This window comes from Candidatus Tiamatella incendiivivens (assembly GCA_015522635.1).
Taxonomy (GTDB): Archaea; Thermoproteota; Thermoprotei_A; order Sulfolobales; family Acidilobaceae; genus Tiamatella; species Tiamatella incendiivivens.
Window position 1 is genome coordinate 1 of the sequence record WALW01000012.1, and the last position, 18716, is coordinate 18716.

Below are 18716 nucleotides of genomic sequence, written 5' to 3' on the forward strand. Positions count from 1 at the left end.
GCTATACGAGCATTGGCATTAATATCGGATCTAATTTATAATGTACCTTCTCCTGACAAAGATAATGTAACACATCTCATTGAGCCTTATAAGTACACTTATGCAGTAGGAGGAAAAGACGGTACACCTTATCCCTTCGATTCTAGTACTGCAAAAAAAGTTATGGAAATACTTGAGTATGCAGTAAATGAAGCGAAACTCGATGATAAAACTAAACTCGAGGCGATGAAAAGAATAAGAACAGTACTACCATGGTGGAGGAGGCATGGTCTATAATTCTAAGATACTGGTAACCGCTTCGTCGAAAGGAATCGGCAGGTATATAGCAACATATCTTCACATGAAGGGATATGAGGTAATTGGAACATCAAGAGTAGCTAAAAAACAAGAATTACCTTATAGATTAGAATACCTAGATTTTCGGCATAAAGAGGCGATAGAAAAGTTAGTAGATAACATCAATCCCATAAGGTCAGCTATAATAAATACAGGGAACCCTTCATGCGAACCATGCAAATTCCTGGATACTAGCTATGAGGACTGGATAGAGGGTGCTCAAATACTCCTAGCTGGCCCTCTCTACTTGATTAAACTTCTTATCCAAAAAACATTGGAACATAATGATAGGATATCCATCATCCTGGTATCTGCAGCATCCGTATTAGAACCGATGCCGTATTTCGCTATAAGCGATACAGTAAGATCAGGATTATCTAGGATAGCAAAAATACTATCGAGAACATATCCTTCCAACATCAGAATCAATATTGTGTTATTAGGTTCATATGACACGCCCGGTGCACGATATAATATAAGTAGAATAGGAGAAGAGAAAGGATTAACAGATAGGGAATTGGCATGGAGAAAACTTGTAATAGAAAGAAACCCTGGCGGAAAAATAGGCACTCCCGATGAACTCGGGATGATAGTTGAATTCCTACTTTTTAACGCCTCATACATTAATGGAACCACAATACTTATAGATGGATCAATGACCAAAGGAGTGCTCATATAAAAGCAATGTAACGATCAACAATTAATATAGGGCTCATTATCCTCCAGAAGTGACTAGGGTGTTTGGAAGTATGGCTAACTCTTTAATGGAAATAGCAAAAAATGACCCAATATTAGTATTTGGAGCTGGTGGCGGAGGAGATGTTATAGGCGCCCTCCATATTTATAATAAACTAAAGTCAATGGGTGCAGAGACTTATCTAGGAGCACTAGTTTGGGAGAGATATGTAGTTGACCCGCATCCAGGGCCTATCCCACTTATTGCCTTCTTCAATGTTGACCCAATATCTGAAACTGCAGCTATAGCAGAAGGCAAAAGCCGAGCTTATAGATATGGGCATGAAATCATTCCCCAAGTCATTCGAGTCGCTGGCGCTTTAAATGAGAAGGTAATCCTCCTCGATGGATCAAGGGGGGCTGAAGGATTAGCGTTAGGTCTCACCTCAGTAGTTGATCACCTGAGTGTAAAAACAGTAATAGGGGTTGATGTCGGAGGCGACCTTTTAGCTAAAGGTAAAGAGGAAGGCTTATGGAGTCCCTTAGCTGACTCACTTTCACTCTACGCCATTAATAGAGTTGAAGGGGAAAAGATAATTGCTATACATGCAGCAGGAGCGGATGGGGAGCTACCTGCAGATTTAGTGTATAATTATATATCAGAAATAGCTAGGGATAACGGTTTAATAACCTCAGTAGGCCTGGATAAAAACGATGTTTCTCTCTACGAGAAGATTAAAAACAACGTGATTACAGAAGCTAGTAGAATTCCAATAGAAGCGTTCGAAGGATACTATGGGAAGATTATTATTAGAAATGGAACCCGCGAAGTGAGTGTCTCTCCATGTACGACTATAACTTTTCTATTAGATGCTTCAGTCGTATACAATCACAGTGAAATAGCTAGGGTAGTAGCTGGATCTAGGCATATAGGTGAAGCATCTAATAAATTAAACGAGAAATGTATCTATACAGAATACAACCTTGAGAAGGACATAGCAGCACTCTTAGAGACAGGTATGAAACTAGAGGAGATAGACATAACCAAAGTCCGTAGTGACGGACTAGCTAGGCTTAAACATAGATGTCGATCCAATACAAGTTAAACGGTTTTCTCCATATTCCCCTCTGGTATAACCGGGGTTCTACTTTCAACAAGCTCCTGTAAAAGATTAATTCTCTTAAAGAGATAAGTTATCTGCTCCATGAGCTCGTAGTATCTTCCCTCTAGCAAATTCAGTTTATGCTTAACTTCTGCTTCTAGTACATCCATTCTTTTGCCTGCCTCTTTAAGAGCTTCAAGATCTCCACCGCCTTGATTAAGGCCATACCTAAGTCCTTGGTTTATATAGAGTTTGATAAGGTCTGTAACCTGTATTCCCAGCTCAGCAGCCTTTTCTTTTAATTGTCCGTAAACTCTATCTGGTATTGAGAGATGAACAGTGGGCATAGGTTGTCTACCGTCCTACATCAGTCTTCTCTATACAAGAAAAAGATTGTAGTATTAGTATAAAAATATTAGTCCATTATGTCTTTTACTATAAAGAATACGACATATTATAATCTTTCAATATCAATTAAAAGACTAGAATAGTTCTAATAGTATTACAGGGTATTACTCCATTTAAGATCCGTTATGGTGGTAGATGTGAAGGTCGTTACATTCAAAATAGAAGAAGATCTACTGGAGAAAATAGATCAATTTGCACTCGATAAGAATATGACTAGAAGCGAGGTCATTCGAAGAGCGTTAAAGACATATCTAGAGAGGGAGACAAGAAAAATAGTAACAAGAAGACTGAGAATATATTCCTAATAATCATTCGCTTTATCTTAACTTCAATAAGAAAATGGATATAGGCTCCGGTAGCTTATCTTTGTCTAAATCGAATTCATTGTTATCTATTCTATAACGTCTGAACCTTGTTACCTCTAGGAACCTGTCGATAGGATCTATAGGCAAAGTCATTCCAGTAATCCAGAAATGCATAGGAACCGCGACATTAGGCTTAATATTTTCAAGTAACCTGTTAGCTGCAACCGGGCCGATAGTATAAACTCCTCCTACAGGTATGAAAACAACGTTTGATCCTGCCAACTTATCTAATGTTTCCTCTGGCAGTTTTTCGGTTCCTAGGTCTCCAAGGTGAAGCAATGTTATTCCATTGTAATTTATCTTGTATGCAGTTACGTTTCCCCTTATCTTCCCTCCAGCTTCATCGTGAGGGACACGTATACCTGTTATCGTTACACCTTTGATGGAATATGTTCCTTCTTTCCATTTTATAACGACAGTGTCTTTGCCTGCATATGGCTTATAGAAATTATGGTCGAAATGATTATGAGTCACTAATATAACATCCGGTTTCTCCGGCTTAGGCCTTGGTAATCCTATGGATCCTCCGTCATGGGGATCTAAAAGTATTCTAGGTTCTCCTTTCTCTCCCCATATTTCAAAACAAGAGTGGCCATGCCATTTTATGCGGATCAATGAAGTCCACCGTTATTAGATTTGATGTACTTTAGCTCTTATCAATATATAAGGAGCCCTTAGTGAACCCTTATCTTCAATATCTCTCGTCACCGTACAGCCTTTCTTTACATCTTGGTATATGTTACCTGATACAGATACGGACCCGAGGGATTTTACTTCTCCTCCTCTAAGATATAGCCATGAAGGTGTTCCTGCTCCTCCATAGTCACCTGTTTGGAATCTTGCATTGAATACACCTTGTATGCGTTCGACTAGTATAACGTTTCCCTCTTCCAGTAGTTCCTCAAGTTTCACTTCGCCAGGGGCTATGTGTATGTTGCTCCATGATATTCCGGGAGGGGATGTATAGCCTGCTCGGGAAGCGTTTCCCGTTGTTCGGAACCCGGCAATTTGAGCATAATAGTGATTGAACAGGAACGTCTTTAGAACACCTTTTTCTATAACTGTTTTAGTATAGGTAGGGGCTCCTTCTCCATCAAATGGTGTACTACCCATTTTACCTGGTGCCTGGGGATCGTCCGTTACTGTAAAACACTCTGGAGCTATTTGTTCTCCAAGTTTATCTGTGAATGGAGAAGACTTATTTACATAGCTTATTCCTAACAGAGCTTCTCCATACGTAGCATTAAACAACTCTATGAATCCTTCCGGCGTCAGTATTATATTATACTCTGTAGGGAGACTTACTTTTCCTCTCTTAAGGCTTTTGAAGGCTTTTTCCCTCGCTTTCTCTAGGAGTTTTTCAGGATCAGGTATTCTGTTTCTCCACCCGTCTGCTTCATATATTGAGGGACTGCGGTTAGCTCCATCAACCGCTATTGCGTCAACAAACATTCTAGCAAATGTGGTTGAAGCTTCTTCGAAGACTCCCTCACTATTCGCTATGACCTGCTTAGCCTCTCCTAGTCCTGCATAAAGCCATGTAACCTTGAAGTTATCACTCTCAAAACTAGGTAAAATACTTCTAAGGTTTTCAATGAGATCTGTAGGATCTGATAGTCGATGTGAGATAACTGGAGAGTATATCTCTAGGGGACTTTTATATTCGCCGCTAGACCTATAGAATCCTTTGAATAAGGGATCTACGGGTGATGACCTAAGCATTTTATAAGTGTTTTCAATGAAATCTATAATGGAACTCTTATCTAAACTATTGATGTATGAGAAGACTACTCTTCCGTTTAAGTCGAGTCGTAATGCTAATCCACTTTCATCGTTATGCAATATAGATTTGATTTCTCCTTGAGAAGCGTTTATAGTCAACCTCTTGTAATGCGTTCCATATACTTCTACACCAGTGACACCCAGTCTAGCGGCGTGCTTTAACGCCAATTCGACAGAATTTCTTAGTTTGATTTCTTTACTACTCAACATAATCACCCCTTATATGTTAGACTGCTCCGAGGGAAGGTGCGCCTTCCCTCGCGACTCTCAGATAAGGACCTCCAGAGGATACGGGAACCCACTGCATTTTCCCACAAAAGCCATAGTCTATACAGAAGTCCTTGGATACTCCAACTGCGTGTCTAAGCATCTTTATACTGTTTCCAGTTATACTAGATACTCTTATAGGATCCCCTATCTCACCTTTTACAATTTCATACGCATCTTGGATTCCTACTTGAAAAGTTCCGTCCAAATTTGCTTCTCCTCCAAGCGGGGTTCCAAGCAGTATACCATAATCTATATCCTCCACTAACTCTTCTAGATCCCAGTCTCCAGGTATGAGAATAGTGTTCCTCATCCTGATTAACGGTTGTACGCGATAACCCTCAGATCTAGCATTTCCTGTAGGTTTCTGCTTCAGGAGGAACGCTCTTTCCCTGTCGGTCATGAACTCTTTAACCATTCCCTTATCGACTATTATAGCATCCCTAGCTTGTATCCCTTCATCATCGAATTTAACGTTCCCAAAACCCTGGTTAACTTCCGGAACGTCTTTAACGTTGATAAAATCTGGAGCTATCTCTTCGCCCTTATACTCTTTCAACACACTCCCAGATAACACGAAGTCTGCTTCCGCTAAATGGCCGAATGCTTCATGTATTAACGTGCCTATGAGATGGGGTGATACTATAGTCTCATACTTATCTGGTTTAACGGATTTTGCTTTGGCTTGTTTTTCAAGTTTATCAATTATACCGAGAGCAAATTCCTCTTGGCTTATATCATCGAATATGGTATAACCGTCTATTCTTCCAATGTTTTTGTACGCTGTAATATTCCGTCCTTCTACTGAACCTGTAGCCATTGCAGCAAAGTAGATATACGGTTTTACCTCCACGGCCTTAGTACCTTCGGAGGTATAGATAACCCTCTCTTCAACCCATTCGTTTAGCCTTACCACAACGCTCTTCACATATTCTTTTGCTTCTAAAATACCGTTAACCATTTGCATGTCAGAAATCTTTGCCGAAAGATCAACATCGTCAAAACTCCTCTTTACCGGCCATTCATAGCCAGATTCTATAACCTTATAATTGCCCAAACTACCTCTCCGTGCTGTAGCAGTTGAAGAACTCCTTGCAATCGCACAAGCTTTCTCCAAGGTCTTCAATATGCTTTCTCTATCGATAGCAGAGGAAGTCGCAGAACCCCAGTGGCTATTATAGTATACTCGTGAATGCAAGCCTTTCTCACTATATAGTTTATTAGTAGTTATCCTACCGTTCTCCATTCTAAGACTTCTACCGCTCTCAAATACCACTCTAATATCAAAGTAATCTCCACAGGAGAATCCGTTGGTATAACTCTCGATTTCGTCTAAGAATCTGTTACTCAAAACATTCACCCTCAATATCCTGTGCACTTAACAGGTTTATAATATGCTCACATTTATCAAAAAGAATATCATTTTAAAATCCCCCTAATCTAACGACGGCTATCTGGGGAAACGTATTGGTAAGAATACCTGAAGCCCCCACTTTGGATGATATAGATCCTCGAAACAGTAGGGTTTTGATGCGTATAGATATCAACAGTCCTATAGACCCGGAGACAGGGAGAATCCTAGATACTACAAGGTTTGAGTCTCATGTTAAGACAATAAAAGAATTGGTTGTTGAAAGAAATAATGCCTTGGTATTAATAAGCCACCAAGGAAGACCTGGCTCATTGGATTTCGTTTTGCTAAACAATCACTCTAGAATACTTAGTGAGCATTTAGGCATGGAAGTTAAATATATCGATGATATAATTGGACCAGCTGCTAGAGAAGCCATTAGTTCCCTAGGTAAAGGAGAAATATTGCTTCTCGATAACACTAGGCTATTATCCGAAGAAACCATTGAAATGGTTCCTGAGAAACACGCTACAAGTATATTCGTCCGCAGACTGTCAGAGCATTTTGATTACTATGTAAATGACGCTTTTGCAACTGCGCATCGGAGTCAACCTAGCATAGTAGGTTTTCCCTTGGTTTTACCCTCATCTATGGGCAGGTTGATGGAAAAAGAGGTAAACGCGCTGTCCAAAGTATTCAACCCTGAGGTAGAGCCAAAAATTTTTGTGTTGGGAGGTGCTAAGGTCCACGATACCTTGAGAATAATAGAGCATATCGTTGCCAACAAAGTTGCCGACCGAATATTGACGACAGGATTGGTGGCTTTTCTTTTCATGGTTTCAAAAGGGATTGATATAGGAAAGCAGCAGAAGGCGCTGCTTGAGAAGAAAGGTATTCTTCCTCTTGTGCCAAGGGCACGCAGGTTATTGTTGAAAGGCGCGCCAGTAGAGACTCCTATAGACTTTAAGGTTGAGATGCCGAATGGGGATATAGAGATAAGGGCTCTAGGTTCTTTGGATGATCCTGCAAAGGATATAGGTCCTCAGACCGTTACAATGTATGGGGAATTCTTCCAAGAAGCAAATATCATTGTTATGAGGGGACCGGCTGGCGTCATAGAGGATGATAGGTTTAAGGAAGGAACTATTTCACTTGTTGAGAAAGCATTATCCAGTGGGGCATTCACGATATTTGGAGGAGGGCACTTTAATGCCATTCTTAAGGAGTTAAATAACAAGCAATTGATAAACCGGGTAGGACACCTCTCGACAGGAGGAGGTGCTTTACTTCTTTTCCTAGCAGGTGAACCTCTCCCAGCCTTAGAGGCGTTGAACATGTCTGCACGCAAATTCTTGGGGTGGTGAACTGTGAAAGTGAAGGTTTCGGTAAATGGGTATGGAACTATAGGTAAAAGAGTAGCCGATGCTATAGATAAACAGGACGATATGGTTTTATTGGGGGTTAGTAAAACCAAGCCAGATTATGGCGCTTACCTAGCAGTTGCTAAGGGTTACAATTTATACGTACCCGATAACAAGTTGGAGGCATTTGAAAGAGCAGGTTTCTCGGTGGCTGGTACTATAGAGGAGATGATAGAGAAAAGTGATGTAGTCATCGATGCATTACCTGGGAAGAAGGGCATAGAGATGAAGCCTGTATACGGGAAATACAGGGTCAAACAAGTGTTCCAAGGAGGAGAAAAGCCGGATGTTGCAGAAGCTTCTTTCTCTACGCTATGCAATTATGAGGAGGCATTGGGACTGAATAGTTTAAGGGTAGTATCATGTAATACTACAGGGCTTCTAAGATTAATTTGTACAATCAAAAGGAATTTTGGAGTAAGGAAGGTTAGAGCGACACTGATACGCAGAGGAGCTGATCCTAGAGAAGTTAAAAAGGGGCCGATAAACGCGATCTTATTCGATCCTCCAGCACTTCCAAGCCATCATGGCGAAGATGTTAAAACAGTTGTGGAAGACCTGGACATAATTACTTCGGCAGTAGCGGTTCCTACAACATTAATGCATGTTCACAGCGTTCTCTTGGAACTTGAAGAAGCTGTATCTAGGGAGAATGTTTTAAACGCTCTTAACGAGGCTCCCAGAATAATGTTATTGAGCTCTGATAGACTAGGAATCAAGAGTACTGCCGAAGTTATTGAAATAGCTAGAGATCTCAGGCGTCGGAATGATATACCTGAGCTTGTGGTTATCGAAGACAGTATAACAATTAACGGTAAAGAATTGGTACTATTCCAAGCTGTACATCAAGAGTCAATAGTTGTCCCAGAGAATGTAGATGCAGTTAGAGCACTCTTTAAACTTGCAGATACTTGGGTTGAAACTGTAAGGAAGACAGATAAAAACCTGGGTTTAACATATAAGTTCTATTAAAGAGGTGAAAGTTATTGTCGGGGAAATCATTTACTACTCCTACATATGAAGTCAGCTATCTATTCAGGAAAATACTGGTACCTATAGATGGCTCTGAGAACAGTCTAAGAGCGTTGGATATAGCTGTGGACTTCGCTGTGAGATACGGGTCGCATATAGTAGTATACTACGCCACCTATAGGGGGCAAGATGATTCGCATGCAGTCTTAGGTAAAGCTAAGAAGAGGATAGGAGATTTAGATATTCGAGTTACATTCAAACACGAGGAATTGGATCCGAGAGAAAAAGCAACTGCTACAGCTATGGTAGAAGAAGCCACTAATGGAGGCTATGACCTAGTAATAATAGGTGCTAGGGGTAGATCCGTCAGCGAGGACGTAACCATAGGCAGTAAAGCCTTATCACTAATAGCTAACTCGGTTGTCTCCGTTTTCGTTATTCGATAAAACAATCCCATTATACTCCCCCTATAATAAGGGTCAACTGTAATCTTTCACTTGGAATAGTATTTTTACTATGTACTAACTCTTAAGATATATAAGGTCTAACGAAGGGTGCCTTGAAATGGATTATAATAGGTTATTTTCTCATAGAACCAAGTATATGAAAGCCTCGGAGATTAGGGAACTGCTGAAATTAGCAGAAGGTAAAAACGTCATAAGCTTTGCTGGAGGCTTACCGGATCCCCAAACATTCCCAGTAGATGATATGGCTAAAATAGCGTCATATATTATTGAAACGTATGGAGCTGAAGCTCTTCAATATGCGCCAACTGCTGGTGTTACATTATTCAGGAAAACTTTAGCTTCATGGCTGGATAATCAAGGTGTGAAGGTCAGTAATGATGACACTATTTTAGTGACAACAGGAAGCCAGCAAGGATTAGACCTTACAAGTAGAGTTCTGCTTGACAGCGGGGATATAGTAGTAACTGAGAAACCAACATATCTAGCTGCTATAAATGCTTTCAAACCTGCAGAACCTAGATTCATAGGAATAGAAATAGACGATAATGGTATGAAAACTGGTGACCTTGAGAAAAAGCTGAAATCGCTGAGTGAAGAGGATCTCTCCAGGATCAAGTTCATCTATACTATTCCAACTAGCCAGAACCCCGGAGGAGTAACTATGACTATGGATAGAAGAAAACACCTCTTAGAGTTAGCAGAACAGTATGACCTGTTAATAGTGGAGGATGACCCATATAGCCATTTCGTTTTTGAACCCATAGAATTCCAAGCGCTGAAAACACTAGATAAGAATGGCAGAGTCTTATACCTTGGCACTTTCAGTAAAATACTCTCTCCGGGAATACGTGTAGGTTTCATGCTAGGTCCAGAGAACCTGGTTTCAATGATGGAACTGGCGAAACAAGCAGTGGATCTCCACTCATCCACTCTATCTCAGTACGTGGCATTAGAGGCCATTAAGAGAGGAGTGGTTGATAAAACCATTGAGAAAGCCAAAAAGATCTACAAAGCCAAGAAAGACATAATGCTTGAGGCATTAGAAGTATATTTCAAGGGCATTGGAAAATGGACAAGACCGGTTGGAGGGATGTTTATATTCGTCTACCTTTTCCAGGATATTGATACCAAGCCGTTAATGTACAAAGCCTTAGAGAAAGGAGTAGCTTATGTCCCCGGCGGCTCATTCTTCGTTGATGGTACTGGAAGAAATACTCTAAGATTAAACTTCAGCTATCCAACACCAGACCAGATAAGAGAAGGAATAAAAAGACTAGGAGAATTCTTCTCAAGCATATAAAATTCTATTCCAGTTTATTCCAACCCGTTTTATACTAACCTCGGAATACATCTTCTTTGGGAAGTAGGGCTATGAGTTCATACTATGCACATCACCTAGGTAAAGCAGTTAGAAAGAGGATAATACAGGAATTAATAGCGGAATATGGGAACAGACGGTTAGCCGGAATGCTTGGCATATCCCCCGCTGCAATATCTAAGTATGCATCAGGAATAATGCATCCAAGCGATTCAACGATGGGGAAAGCATTAAAACTAGCTCAAGGACCACTAAGAGAGAAAATTGCAAAGCTGATCGTACGTGATCTTTCAAGCGCTTTGTCGGAAGCCCTCCAGGAATACGGAGAATATATTGATTGGGAAGACGAACTAGATGACCTCTTCCTCAAGCTTTACCTATTAAGGAAAACAAACCCTACCCGATGGAAAGAACTAGCTATTTCACGCGTTTCTCCTAGTTGAAAACACGATCCTTCCCGTTGATTCTCCTAACTCAACTAGCCAGCCAGCTAGAATCCTTGATATATACTGGCGGGCGCTTAAAGAGTTCAAAGCCTTATAATTACATGCTTGGACAGCTTTTAAAGCTATATGTTGGTCTATTCTGCTACTTAGTTTCTCACTTAAAATATCTAAAAACTCTCCGAGACTATTTCTGCTAGAAGCTAGTTCCATTAGCATATCAATATCACTACCATGAATCAAGGCTTTCTCAATTAAATCCTCCCTGTTCTCGGAACGTGCTATACGCCAGTAAGCAAACAAAGGGCCATAATCGTCAACTATAAAGCCAGTTGCATAAGGAGGTTTCTCACCTTTCTTACCGCAAAAACCTGTATTTGCCAACAATCCTCCCTCAACTTTTAATGAGGCTTAAAACTAAAATATCTCTAGGGATTGGTGGAATAGGCATGCAAATATTTGCCTTAGATACTACAGCATTAACAGAGACGAGATTGAAGAGCAAGTTAGAAGCAAGTAATCTAGAGGCAATTGTTAAAAAGATAACTGGCTTGATTAGAGACACCAGACTAGAATTGGGAGCGGCATTTTATATGACACCTAACATTTGGAATGAGTTAAGAAGATTTCTAATAGGCAATGGAGTTTCAATGGATGCTGTCAATGAACTCTCTGCCTGGATAACTGTAAAGGCTCCGGACAAGCTTACCGTTAAACTTCCTGCATCAGTCTTCTCCGAGTATATATCAGATATGAGGAAAAGAATATACAAAGGCTTGAGGATAGCAGAAGATATTGTTGCTAAAACCTGTAAAGAATGCGGCGATTCTTGGGATTCTGATTATTATACCGTAACAATCAGAAGCCTCAGGGACAGATATAGGGAAGCACTCCGCAAGGGGATCATAGACAGTCCGGAGGATTTCGATACAGTCATACTAGCACTTGAGCTTAAGGGTGCTGTTGTAACTAGTGATGCCGGAATTAGGAATATGTGTGAGCATCTAGGTATAATGGTTATAGATCCTGAACAATTCGTAGATGCTTTGAGTCGTATGCTAAGAAGAGCTAGAACTCTCAGAAATGGGAAGAATGATATAAAAACCTAGTTCAACCTTGTATAAAACTCATGGTGCCGCCGTAGCTCAGCCGGTAGAGCACCGGCCTCGTATCGGTTAACTGAACTCCGAAGTCGCGGGATAGCCGGGGGTCCCGGGTTCAAATCCCGGCGGCGGCTCCACTTATCCACAAATCGTTTAATCTTCTGGTAGTGTTGTTTATCCTCTAGGGGAACGGATAACAATGCCTATGCCGTGGATGGAGTATGTGTTGACACCGATAGTAGGATTTATAGCAGGATTCCTAGGTACGCTGCTCGGGATAGGCGGAGGCTCAATAATGGTACCTACTCTCGTCCTAGCAGGTATTGATGTAAAGAAGGTGGTTCCTGCAAGCCTGTTTGCTATACTGGGAACTAGTGCTGGGGGATTAAAGAAGCTATATAGTAAGGGACTAGTTGATTACAAGCTAGCTTTTACACTAGAATTGGCATCGGTAACTGGTGCTCTAATAGGAGTTTATTTCTTTGGAAAGGAGTCCAGTATCGTGATAGAAGCGCTACTAGGTGCTGTCCTAATAGGTACAGGATTTTTATTTATGTACAGGCAGAAACACGGTAGATCCGGCGAGTTAGAGTACACCGACAATACTGTGAGACTTTCTGCAGCATTAATGGTAAGTCTATTAGCAGGTTTCCTCTCAGCTACCCTTGGTATTGGAGGAGGAGTGTTGAAAGTACCTATTCTAGTTGTGATATTGGGCCTTGAGATACACAAGGCAGTTTCAACCAGCAAATTGATGGTTGGAATAACTGCATTAACCGGTGTTATAGGATATATTTATACTGGTCACCTTGACGTCATCCTCGCGGTTCTACTTCTTTTAGGAACATATCTTGGAGCGAAAGCGTCTGCAGGTATAATGCTAGAATTGAAGGGTAAATGGTTGATGATTATAGCTGCATCATATTACTTTATAATGGGATTGATAATAATTTTGAAGTCAATTTAATTTTCATGCTATCATTAAATTATTTAAGTTAGAATTTAAAACAAGTTCATATTGTAAGGTGTAAAAAATGAGCATATTACAATCAACTATACCAATGACCAGTATAACAGTTCAAGGCCTCATCTGGGGTATTGTTATTGCTGTAGTAGGTTATATTGTAATTAAGATACTCGAAGCGATCTTCAAGAAAAGCCTTGGAAAAATGGGTGTACCTGAACTTGTCGCCCGTGTGCTAACAAAACTAATAGTTGCAATCCTCTACGTAGTACTCGTATTAGCAGTTGCAGCAGCACTAGGATTCAACACTGGAAGCATAATAATAGGCTTATCAGCAATATTTGCCTTAATACTAGGCTTTGGTTTGCAGGATACTATGAATAACCTGGCAGCCGGTGTGTGGATAGTAGTATCAAGAGCATTCTCGAAAGGCGATGTAGTAACGGTTTCAGGGCATACAGGAGCAGTAGAGGAGGTTGGTATATTAACGACAGTCCTCAAACAACCTGATAATACTGTGGTCACGATCCCTAATAGGAGTGTCTGGGGATCCGCTATAGTTAACTATACAAGGATGCCTACAAGGAGGGTAACATTGAACATTGGAGTAGCTTATGGAACAGATCTGGACAAAGCAGTCAAAATAGCATTAGACACTATCAATCAAATAGATGGGGTACTAGAGACACCTCCCCCACAGGTTGTAGTGGCAGAACTAGCTGATTCATCGGTGAATTTACAAATAAGGGCTTGGGCTAGAAAAGAAGACTTCTTCACTGTAAAGGAAGCAATAATGAAGGCAATATACGCGAAATATAATGAGGAGAGAATAGAGATACCATTCCCGCAACTAGATGTTCATGTTAGAGATATGCCTAAAGCGTAGCCTAACCTTTTTCTGTAAACAACTCTTTAAGCACTCTATAATGCACATAGCTGTCGTAGAGACTTATTATAGAAGCAACTGAAAGTAAGGCGTCACCGGCAATACCGCATAGTCCAGTAAATATACACCCAATAGTCGATGATACTAGGAATGAAGAAAGGAATAGACTCCTAGGGAGAACTCTGCCAGTGTGTATGAATAAATCACCTAAGATACCCTTGGGTTTGAGTGCGATATACCCATTAAGCCTTCTCTCAACTAACCCAAGCTCAACTAGCCTCTCCAAATGATGTCTAGCCGTTGTGGGACTCTTAAAACCCATGGATCTTTGAAGTTCCCTTATACCTAAGGGCTTATTAACCTGTAGCAAATAAAGGTACACCCTTAAACTAGTACCTCCCGTAGCCAATAACGGGTCACTACTACTCCTATCTGGCTGATCGCTCAAAACGCTATCCCTACTTGATACACTTGATGTTCAAAGATTAAAATCTAGAAAATAGATCAACCCGTACAAACGCTTCGACTTTACTAGAACAAACACTAATATATAGATTTGGTGAGCAAAGTGAGCTTACAGAAAACACTATGGAAACCTGTAATATCAGGTGTAATAGTATTCCTCGTTATTATAGCATCATTCCAAATAGCAACAAACATCCACCCGTATAATAACCAAACAACAACCTCTCAGTCCACCAGTTCTATGCAAAACGAAGAATCTCTAGCGTTAATCAACAATAATGGAGTAATTTCCTTCAGCAATTATCAGACATTAAAAGTAATACTTGACAGATATCTAAGCCTATACAAGCCCCTCATTGTTCAGTATGGCTATCCTTATATGGGTCTGTTATACGCGAAAGAAGAAGTAGTACGAGCAGTAGGAACTCCATATGTACCTGCAACCACAGTTGCTACCATGACAACCACTGCGAATGGAATTGCCAGCAATTCTGGGAGTCCTAGCTATTCTAAGACTAATGTTCAGGTCTCGGGTATAGATGAAGAAGATATAGCTAAGACAAATGGAAAGTATATTGCTCTACTAAGCAGAAACGGTGCTCTAATAGTTTACAAAGCATATCCGCCGAAAAAGCTCGACATGGCCTACTCTATTAGCTTAACACATTTCATTGGGAAGTATAATACAGGTTCAAATTTGACTTTAGCTATAGTACAAGATAATAAGACTGTTGAAACATTAGGTCAGATACATTTGTTATTTGCAAACCCTAAAGGTCTATATATTACGAATGAGAGCGTCATTGCTGTAATAACTAGTACTTATGGAGTGGCATATACCTATGGCTATGGACCCCAATACACTATACCTGTTAAGACGGTTACCTGGGTTTTAAAACTAGATTTCAAAGGTAAGCTATTGAACGCATATTGGGTTGACGGAGATTTGGTATCCTCACGTTTCGTAGCAGCTACTCAGGATGTTGTTCTTGTGACTAAAGAGCCTATAGCATTACCTTTTGCGGGATCTCCCATAGAGCCAGAAACAATCAATGGCCCTGTTCCGCCTCAAAACATTTATCTTATCGGTCCACCGAACTTCTATTCTATCCTAACATGGCTAAACATTAGCGACTGGACTGAAAGAAACGTAGCAGTCCTAGGGGACGAAGCTACAATAGTATACATGCCTTCACCCGATACACTGTATTTAGTGGCAAGATCTTTCCAGGATATGTTTGTTATACTGAGGGATATGGGAATAAAATATGAGACGCAACACTCAACTACTGCTGTGAGCGGATCGAATGAGATTTACATAAGTATTGCTAAAACAGCTACTACAACTGAGGCTAATAAACAGGAGGAAATAGCGCCTGTACCTATCGTAAGATTATACCCGCGTGTAAATAATTTCACGCTAATAAAGGCGGAAATGAATGGAAATGAAATACAAATCGTTGCTACAGCGAATATAACAGGCTATATCAGTAAACAGTGGCAAATAGATGAGTATAATGGCATGCTTAGAATAGTAACATATGACTTCGAGAAGAAGTCAGTATCTCTCCTTATACTAAATGCTACAACACTAAACACCATATCGAGGCTGAATGACATAGCTGTAAATGAGAGGATTCACGCAGTTAGATTTATCGGCGATCGACTATACTTAGTTACATATAGAAACATTGACCCTCTATTCTATATAGACCTCAGCGATCCTAAGAACCCGAGAGTAGTAGGATACCTGAAAGCTCCAGGTTTCGATGAATATATGCATCCAATAAATTCAACATTACTTATAGGTGTAGGAAGAGGAGAAGACTGGCGTAATCTAAGGATTTCAACATACAGGATTGAGCCCAATGGAACAATAGAAGTGTTGAGTAGAATATCTATCAAGCATTCATGGAGTCCAGTATTAAACAGCGAGGGAGGCCATAAGGCATTCCTGTTCTATAAAGAAAAAGACTTGATAGTAATACCTGTACAAGACTTATACTGGAAGGACATTTATGCCGGACTTGCAGTATTAAAAATAAATGAGACATCTGGTAAACTGGGAGTTGTTAAAATACTAAAATTGTTCAGCACCAATTCTACAGCTGTGACTCAGGAAACATACCAAGAAATATACAGGGCGATGAATAGAGTGAGAGGCCTATACATAGATGATGTGTTATACATGGTTAATACAGAAATAGAACCCTATATCATTGCATATAATTTAACTACACTAACACCTATGATCTCCTCACAACCAGCTTTTCCAAATAAGTAAAAACTCCAATCTTTTCCCTGAAGTATATGTAACAGTTACAAATAGTGACCATGGTAGAAAACTATTGGGTTTTTATGCATGAAATGTGGTGGCCATTTGTTATTAAGGATCAACCAAGTATTTTCCCGTAAGGTTGCCAGGAAGATTAATAGATTCGTAGTAGAAGCTTTAGATCCTAACAGAGAAAAACTCTAATCATAATACAAATACCAGTCGATTAAAGGACATTCTTTTTCCAGGCAGTCATATCTATTATGCACCAAGAAATCAGCCAAGAAAACCACTCATTATATAATAGGGTCTAGTGTATACAGCGGTTCTCCCGTTAATACTCGAATCCCGGAGAAGGCGTTTCAAGTAGCAGTGGAAAAGTTTTTGTTCCCCCTGGTTAATGAATTGTAAGATCTCAAAATACCAGCCCCGAATAGGAGATTCTAGGTTCAACTTTGACTTAACTGTAATGACAGAGATGTTATTGTAGAGTTAAAGAGCGCTGTTTTAAAAGGAGAGTATAGAGAAGCAATGTACCAAGATTGCCCTACTATTAGAGGTAGGAAACATATAAGCCATTTAGTAAAATTATCCCGCAAAGGATATAAGACTGTAACTATATTCATTGCAGGATTCCCTAGTGCTACAGAATTCAAACATTATACTGGGGGTGATCCATTAATAAAAGATGCATTAATCAAGGCAATAAATTCAATGTAAAAGTAAAGTCCATAGGATTATGCCTTAGCGTAAAGGGCAGCAAGGCAGAAATACTCCTATACAACTGTAACCTACCAGTTAGCTTGAATTAATACAACCAAGTTATCAACTATGATAAAATTTTATAGGCTATGGGAGGCTATGAATGGCCTTCTTATTATTTGTCGCAGGCCTACATATGCTTTCATCTAAATTTCCATTCACTCCATTTAACCTTAGATATTCGATGAAACTGTCGCAGCCTCCAAGCAAAGCATTTTCTATTTCCTCTTCTCTCCCAAGTTTCCCAAGTCTAATTGCTATTGGCTTAACTAACATACTTTTGAAAATAAATTTAGCTGTAATATCGTCTTGATAGAGTGTATGTAACATTGTATAAACTTCTTTAGGTTTTTTAATGATTGCATCAGTAAGCCCTGTCCCAAGTATTTTTCTGGAATTAAGGTCAAGAATCATGAATACACCTGGTGATTTATCATACATGAATTCCTTGATATAATTTAGTATTTCAGTCAAACTTATTCCCTCCAAATCAGTTACCCCCCCGCTGGATTAGCTCTTTGAGTTTAAGCGTCATTTCCTCTTCGCATACAGCAATAGTATTATAATTCAATATTATCGGATCAAGACCAGCAACCCATATGTATAGTGATAAAGATTTTCTTCTTTCAGCAGGTTCTTCAAGTGATTCGTACTTGAACCGTGCAACAGCATCTGAAACCCTAGCATTACTGGCATAATTCTCCTCGGAAGAAAATGATCCTAGTCTGAAGGTTAGACTTCCTTTAGACTTTAGGAATAGGATTTGGTTTCTTAGCAAATCAAGGTATTCCTCACTGATTTTACCTAAGACATTTATCCCGTGAAAAATAGTAACCTCCGGGTTAATATCAGCCATCAGCTTCATTTCCTGGGCAAAAAGCTCCTCAATACTATATGCTGAGGGATTGAATCCCCTTATGACAAACAATTCACTTATCTTTTTCATCAAAACCTCTAAAGAGTCCTTTGATAAATATCCACGCCTTATGAAAGACTCGGCTAGGAGCTCTTTTATCTGTTCAGGAGAATTGGAATACGTAATGATCAGGGTTTTAGCCTTATTATAAACAGATAACCCCATCAAAATAGGCATGGCTTGATATGGTCTTGCATCAACAGGATAAGATAAATATATAGTCATTCCTCCATATAAGGGCCCTATGTACTTTTCCAAGGCTTCGCAAGGAAAATGATATACTTTTGATTCTTCTAGTGGTGGTATTGTTTCTAGGCTGGGTGGGGCCCAGACGCGTAGGCCTTTCTCTGTTATCGCGAAGGGTACTCTGGCTATGGTCAGTGGTGACCCCCTGGACTTCCTTATCAGTATCTCCCTCACCAGCCTGTTCTTCTCCA

At 40.0% G+C, this 18716-nt stretch carries 22 protein-coding genes and 1 tRNA gene; 15 read left to right on the plus strand and 8 right to left on the minus strand.

Features of this window, described 5'->3' with window-relative positions:
• From F7B60_02765 to F7B60_02775, 3 genes are all read left to right on the plus strand, one after another.
• The coding region (locus F7B60_02765; GenBank protein MCE4614439.1) for a DUF763 domain-containing protein at positions 1-276 on the plus strand (276 nt) is incomplete at its 5' end.
• Positions 266-1015, plus strand: a complete 750-nt coding sequence (locus F7B60_02770; GenBank protein ID MCE4614440.1) for an SDR family oxidoreductase — start codon at positions 266-268, stop codon at positions 1013-1015. The genes F7B60_02765 and F7B60_02770, both read left to right, overlap by 11 nt.
• A gap of 70 nt (positions 1016-1085) precedes the next feature.
• Complete coding sequence (locus F7B60_02775) at positions 1086-2117, plus strand: DUF1152 domain-containing protein (GenBank protein MCE4614441.1); 1032 nt, start codon at positions 1086-1088, stop codon at positions 2115-2117.
• On the opposite strand, the gene F7B60_02780 is transcribed toward F7B60_02775, so the two are convergent.
• Positions 2114-2461 (minus strand): hypothetical protein, encoded by a 348-nt coding sequence (locus tag F7B60_02780; GenBank protein MCE4614442.1) that lies wholly within the window; start codon positions 2459-2461, stop codon positions 2114-2116. The two genes, F7B60_02775 and F7B60_02780, sit on opposite strands and share 4 nt — an antisense overlap.
• A gap of 198 nt (positions 2462-2659) precedes the next feature.
• Between F7B60_02780 and F7B60_02785 the strand changes: the two genes are divergently transcribed.
• Entirely contained in the window at positions 2660-2827 is a 168-nt protein-coding gene (locus F7B60_02785; protein ID MCE4614443.1) for a ribbon-helix-helix protein, CopG family, read from the plus strand.
• 12 nt (positions 2828-2839) lie between these two features.
• Here the strand turns inward: F7B60_02785 and F7B60_02790 are convergent, their stop codons facing one another.
• The 3 genes from F7B60_02790 to F7B60_02800 are packed head-to-tail and all read right to left on the minus strand — an operon-like array spanning position 2840 to position 6287.
• A complete protein-coding gene (locus F7B60_02790) occupies positions 2840-3502 on the minus strand; it encodes an MBL fold metallo-hydrolase (protein ID MCE4614444.1) in 663 nt (220 codons plus the stop codon).
• Between the two features lie 15 nt (positions 3503-3517).
• Positions 3518-4876 carry a TldD/PmbA family protein gene (locus F7B60_02795; GenBank protein MCE4614445.1) on the minus strand — a complete coding sequence of 453 codons (1359 nt, stop codon included), beginning with the start codon at positions 4874-4876 and terminating at the stop codon, positions 3518-3520.
• A gap of 19 nt (positions 4877-4895) precedes the next feature.
• Entirely contained in the window at positions 4896-6287 is a 1392-nt protein-coding gene (locus F7B60_02800) for a TldD/PmbA family protein (protein ID MCE4614446.1), read from the minus strand.
• Positions 6288-6403: 116 nt separating this feature from the next.
• On the opposite strand from F7B60_02800, the gene F7B60_02805 reads away from it, so the two are divergent.
• From F7B60_02805 to F7B60_02825, 5 genes are all read left to right on the plus strand, one after another.
• On the plus strand, positions 6404-7651 hold the full coding sequence (locus tag F7B60_02805) for a phosphoglycerate kinase (GenBank protein ID MCE4614447.1): 1248 nt from the start codon (positions 6404-6406) through the stop codon (positions 7649-7651).
• Positions 7652-7654: 3 nt separating this feature from the next.
• Positions 7655-8680 carry a type II glyceraldehyde-3-phosphate dehydrogenase gene (locus F7B60_02810; protein ID MCE4614448.1) on the plus strand — a complete coding sequence of 342 codons (1026 nt, stop codon included), beginning with the start codon at positions 7655-7657 and terminating at the stop codon, positions 8678-8680.
• A 14-nt stretch (positions 8681-8694) separates the two neighbouring features.
• Positions 8695-9126 (plus strand): universal stress protein, encoded by a 432-nt coding sequence (locus tag F7B60_02815; protein ID MCE4614449.1) that lies wholly within the window; start codon positions 8695-8697, stop codon positions 9124-9126.
• A 118-nt stretch (positions 9127-9244) separates the two neighbouring features.
• Complete coding sequence (locus tag F7B60_02820; protein MCE4614450.1) at positions 9245-10447, plus strand: PLP-dependent aminotransferase family protein; 1203 nt, start codon at positions 9245-9247, stop codon at positions 10445-10447.
• Between the two features lie 71 nt (positions 10448-10518).
• On the plus strand, positions 10519-10908 hold the full coding sequence (locus F7B60_02825; GenBank protein MCE4614451.1) for a helix-turn-helix domain-containing protein: 390 nt from the start codon (positions 10519-10521) through the stop codon (positions 10906-10908).
• On the opposite strand, the gene F7B60_02830 is transcribed toward F7B60_02825, so the two are convergent.
• Positions 10888-11292, minus strand: coding sequence for a hypothetical protein (locus tag F7B60_02830; GenBank protein ID MCE4614452.1), 405 nt, complete (start codon positions 11290-11292; stop codon positions 10888-10890). The genes F7B60_02825 and F7B60_02830 overlap by 21 nt on opposite strands.
• Positions 11293-11357: 65 nt before the next feature.
• Between F7B60_02830 and F7B60_02835 the strand changes: the two genes are divergently transcribed.
• The 4 genes from F7B60_02835 to F7B60_02850 all read left to right on the plus strand — a co-directional run bounded on the left by F7B60_02835 (position 11358) and on the right by F7B60_02850 (position 13861).
• Positions 11358-12017 carry an RNA ligase partner protein gene (locus F7B60_02835; GenBank protein ID MCE4614453.1) on the plus strand — a complete coding sequence of 220 codons (660 nt, stop codon included), beginning with the start codon at positions 11358-11360 and terminating at the stop codon, positions 12015-12017.
• A 25-nt stretch (positions 12018-12042) separates the two neighbouring features.
• A tRNA-Thr gene (locus tag F7B60_02840) sits at positions 12043-12148 on the plus strand.
• Positions 12149-12210: 62 nt separating this feature from the next.
• Positions 12211-12978: a sulfite exporter TauE/SafE family protein gene (locus F7B60_02845; GenBank protein MCE4614454.1), complete on the plus strand. Its 768-nt coding sequence runs from the start codon at positions 12211-12213 to the stop codon at positions 12976-12978.
• Between the two features lie 67 nt (positions 12979-13045).
• Positions 13046-13861: a mechanosensitive ion channel family protein gene (locus tag F7B60_02850; GenBank protein ID MCE4614455.1), complete on the plus strand. Its 816-nt coding sequence runs from the start codon at positions 13046-13048 to the stop codon at positions 13859-13861.
• 1 nt (position 13862) lies between these two features.
• Here F7B60_02850 and F7B60_02855 read toward each other — a convergent pair whose 3' ends face one another.
• Positions 13863-14309, minus strand: a complete 447-nt coding sequence (locus tag F7B60_02855) for a LexA family transcriptional regulator (protein MCE4614456.1) — start codon at positions 14307-14309, stop codon at positions 13863-13865.
• A gap of 120 nt (positions 14310-14429) precedes the next feature.
• Here F7B60_02855 and F7B60_02860 point away from each other — a divergent pair, with 120 nt between their 5' ends.
• Together F7B60_02860 and F7B60_02865 are read left to right on the plus strand one after the other, a co-directional pair.
• Entirely contained in the window at positions 14430-16610 is a 2181-nt protein-coding gene (locus tag F7B60_02860; protein ID MCE4614457.1) for a beta-propeller domain-containing protein, read from the plus strand.
• Between the two features lie 474 nt (positions 16611-17084).
• Positions 17085-17321 (plus strand): DNA/RNA nuclease SfsA, encoded by a 237-nt coding sequence (locus F7B60_02865; protein MCE4614458.1) that lies wholly within the window; start codon positions 17085-17087, stop codon positions 17319-17321.
• A 129-nt stretch (positions 17322-17450) separates the two neighbouring features.
• Here the strand turns inward: F7B60_02865 and F7B60_02870 are convergent, their stop codons facing one another.
• Both F7B60_02870 and F7B60_02875 read right to left on the minus strand, forming a co-directional pair.
• Entirely contained in the window at positions 17451-17852 is a 402-nt protein-coding gene (locus F7B60_02870; GenBank protein ID MCE4614459.1) for a hypothetical protein, read from the minus strand.
• 1 nt (position 17853) lies between these two features.
• A partial coding sequence (locus F7B60_02875) for a hypothetical protein (protein MCE4614460.1) occupies positions 17854-18716 on the minus strand: 863 nt, incomplete at its 5' end.

What these genes read in the sequence shown, in the direction of transcription:
- F7B60_02825 (MCE4614451.1), top strand. Translation starts at nt 10,519, where the DNA reads ATGAGTTCATACTATGCACATCACCTAGGTAAAGCAGTTAGAAAGAGG.
- F7B60_02845 (MCE4614454.1), top strand. Translation starts at nt 12,211, where the DNA reads ATGCCTATGCCGTGGATGGAGTATGTGTTGACACCGATAGTAGGATTT.
- F7B60_02775 (MCE4614441.1), top strand. Translation starts at nt 1,086, where the DNA reads ATGGCTAACTCTTTAATGGAAATAGCAAAAAATGACCCAATATTAGTA.
- F7B60_02835 (MCE4614453.1), top strand. Translation starts at nt 11,358, where the DNA reads ATGCAAATATTTGCCTTAGATACTACAGCATTAACAGAGACGAGATTG.
- F7B60_02820 (MCE4614450.1), top strand. Translation starts at nt 9,245, where the DNA reads ATGGATTATAATAGGTTATTTTCTCATAGAACCAAGTATATGAAAGCC.
- F7B60_02770 (MCE4614440.1), top strand. Translation starts at nt 266, where the DNA reads ATGGTCTATAATTCTAAGATACTGGTAACCGCTTCGTCGAAAGGAATC.
- F7B60_02780 (MCE4614442.1), bottom strand. Translation starts at nt 2,461, where the DNA reads ATGCCCACTGTTCATCTCTCAATACCAGATAGAGTTTACGGACAATTA.
- F7B60_02850 (MCE4614455.1), top strand. Translation starts at nt 13,046, where the DNA reads ATGAGCATATTACAATCAACTATACCAATGACCAGTATAACAGTTCAA.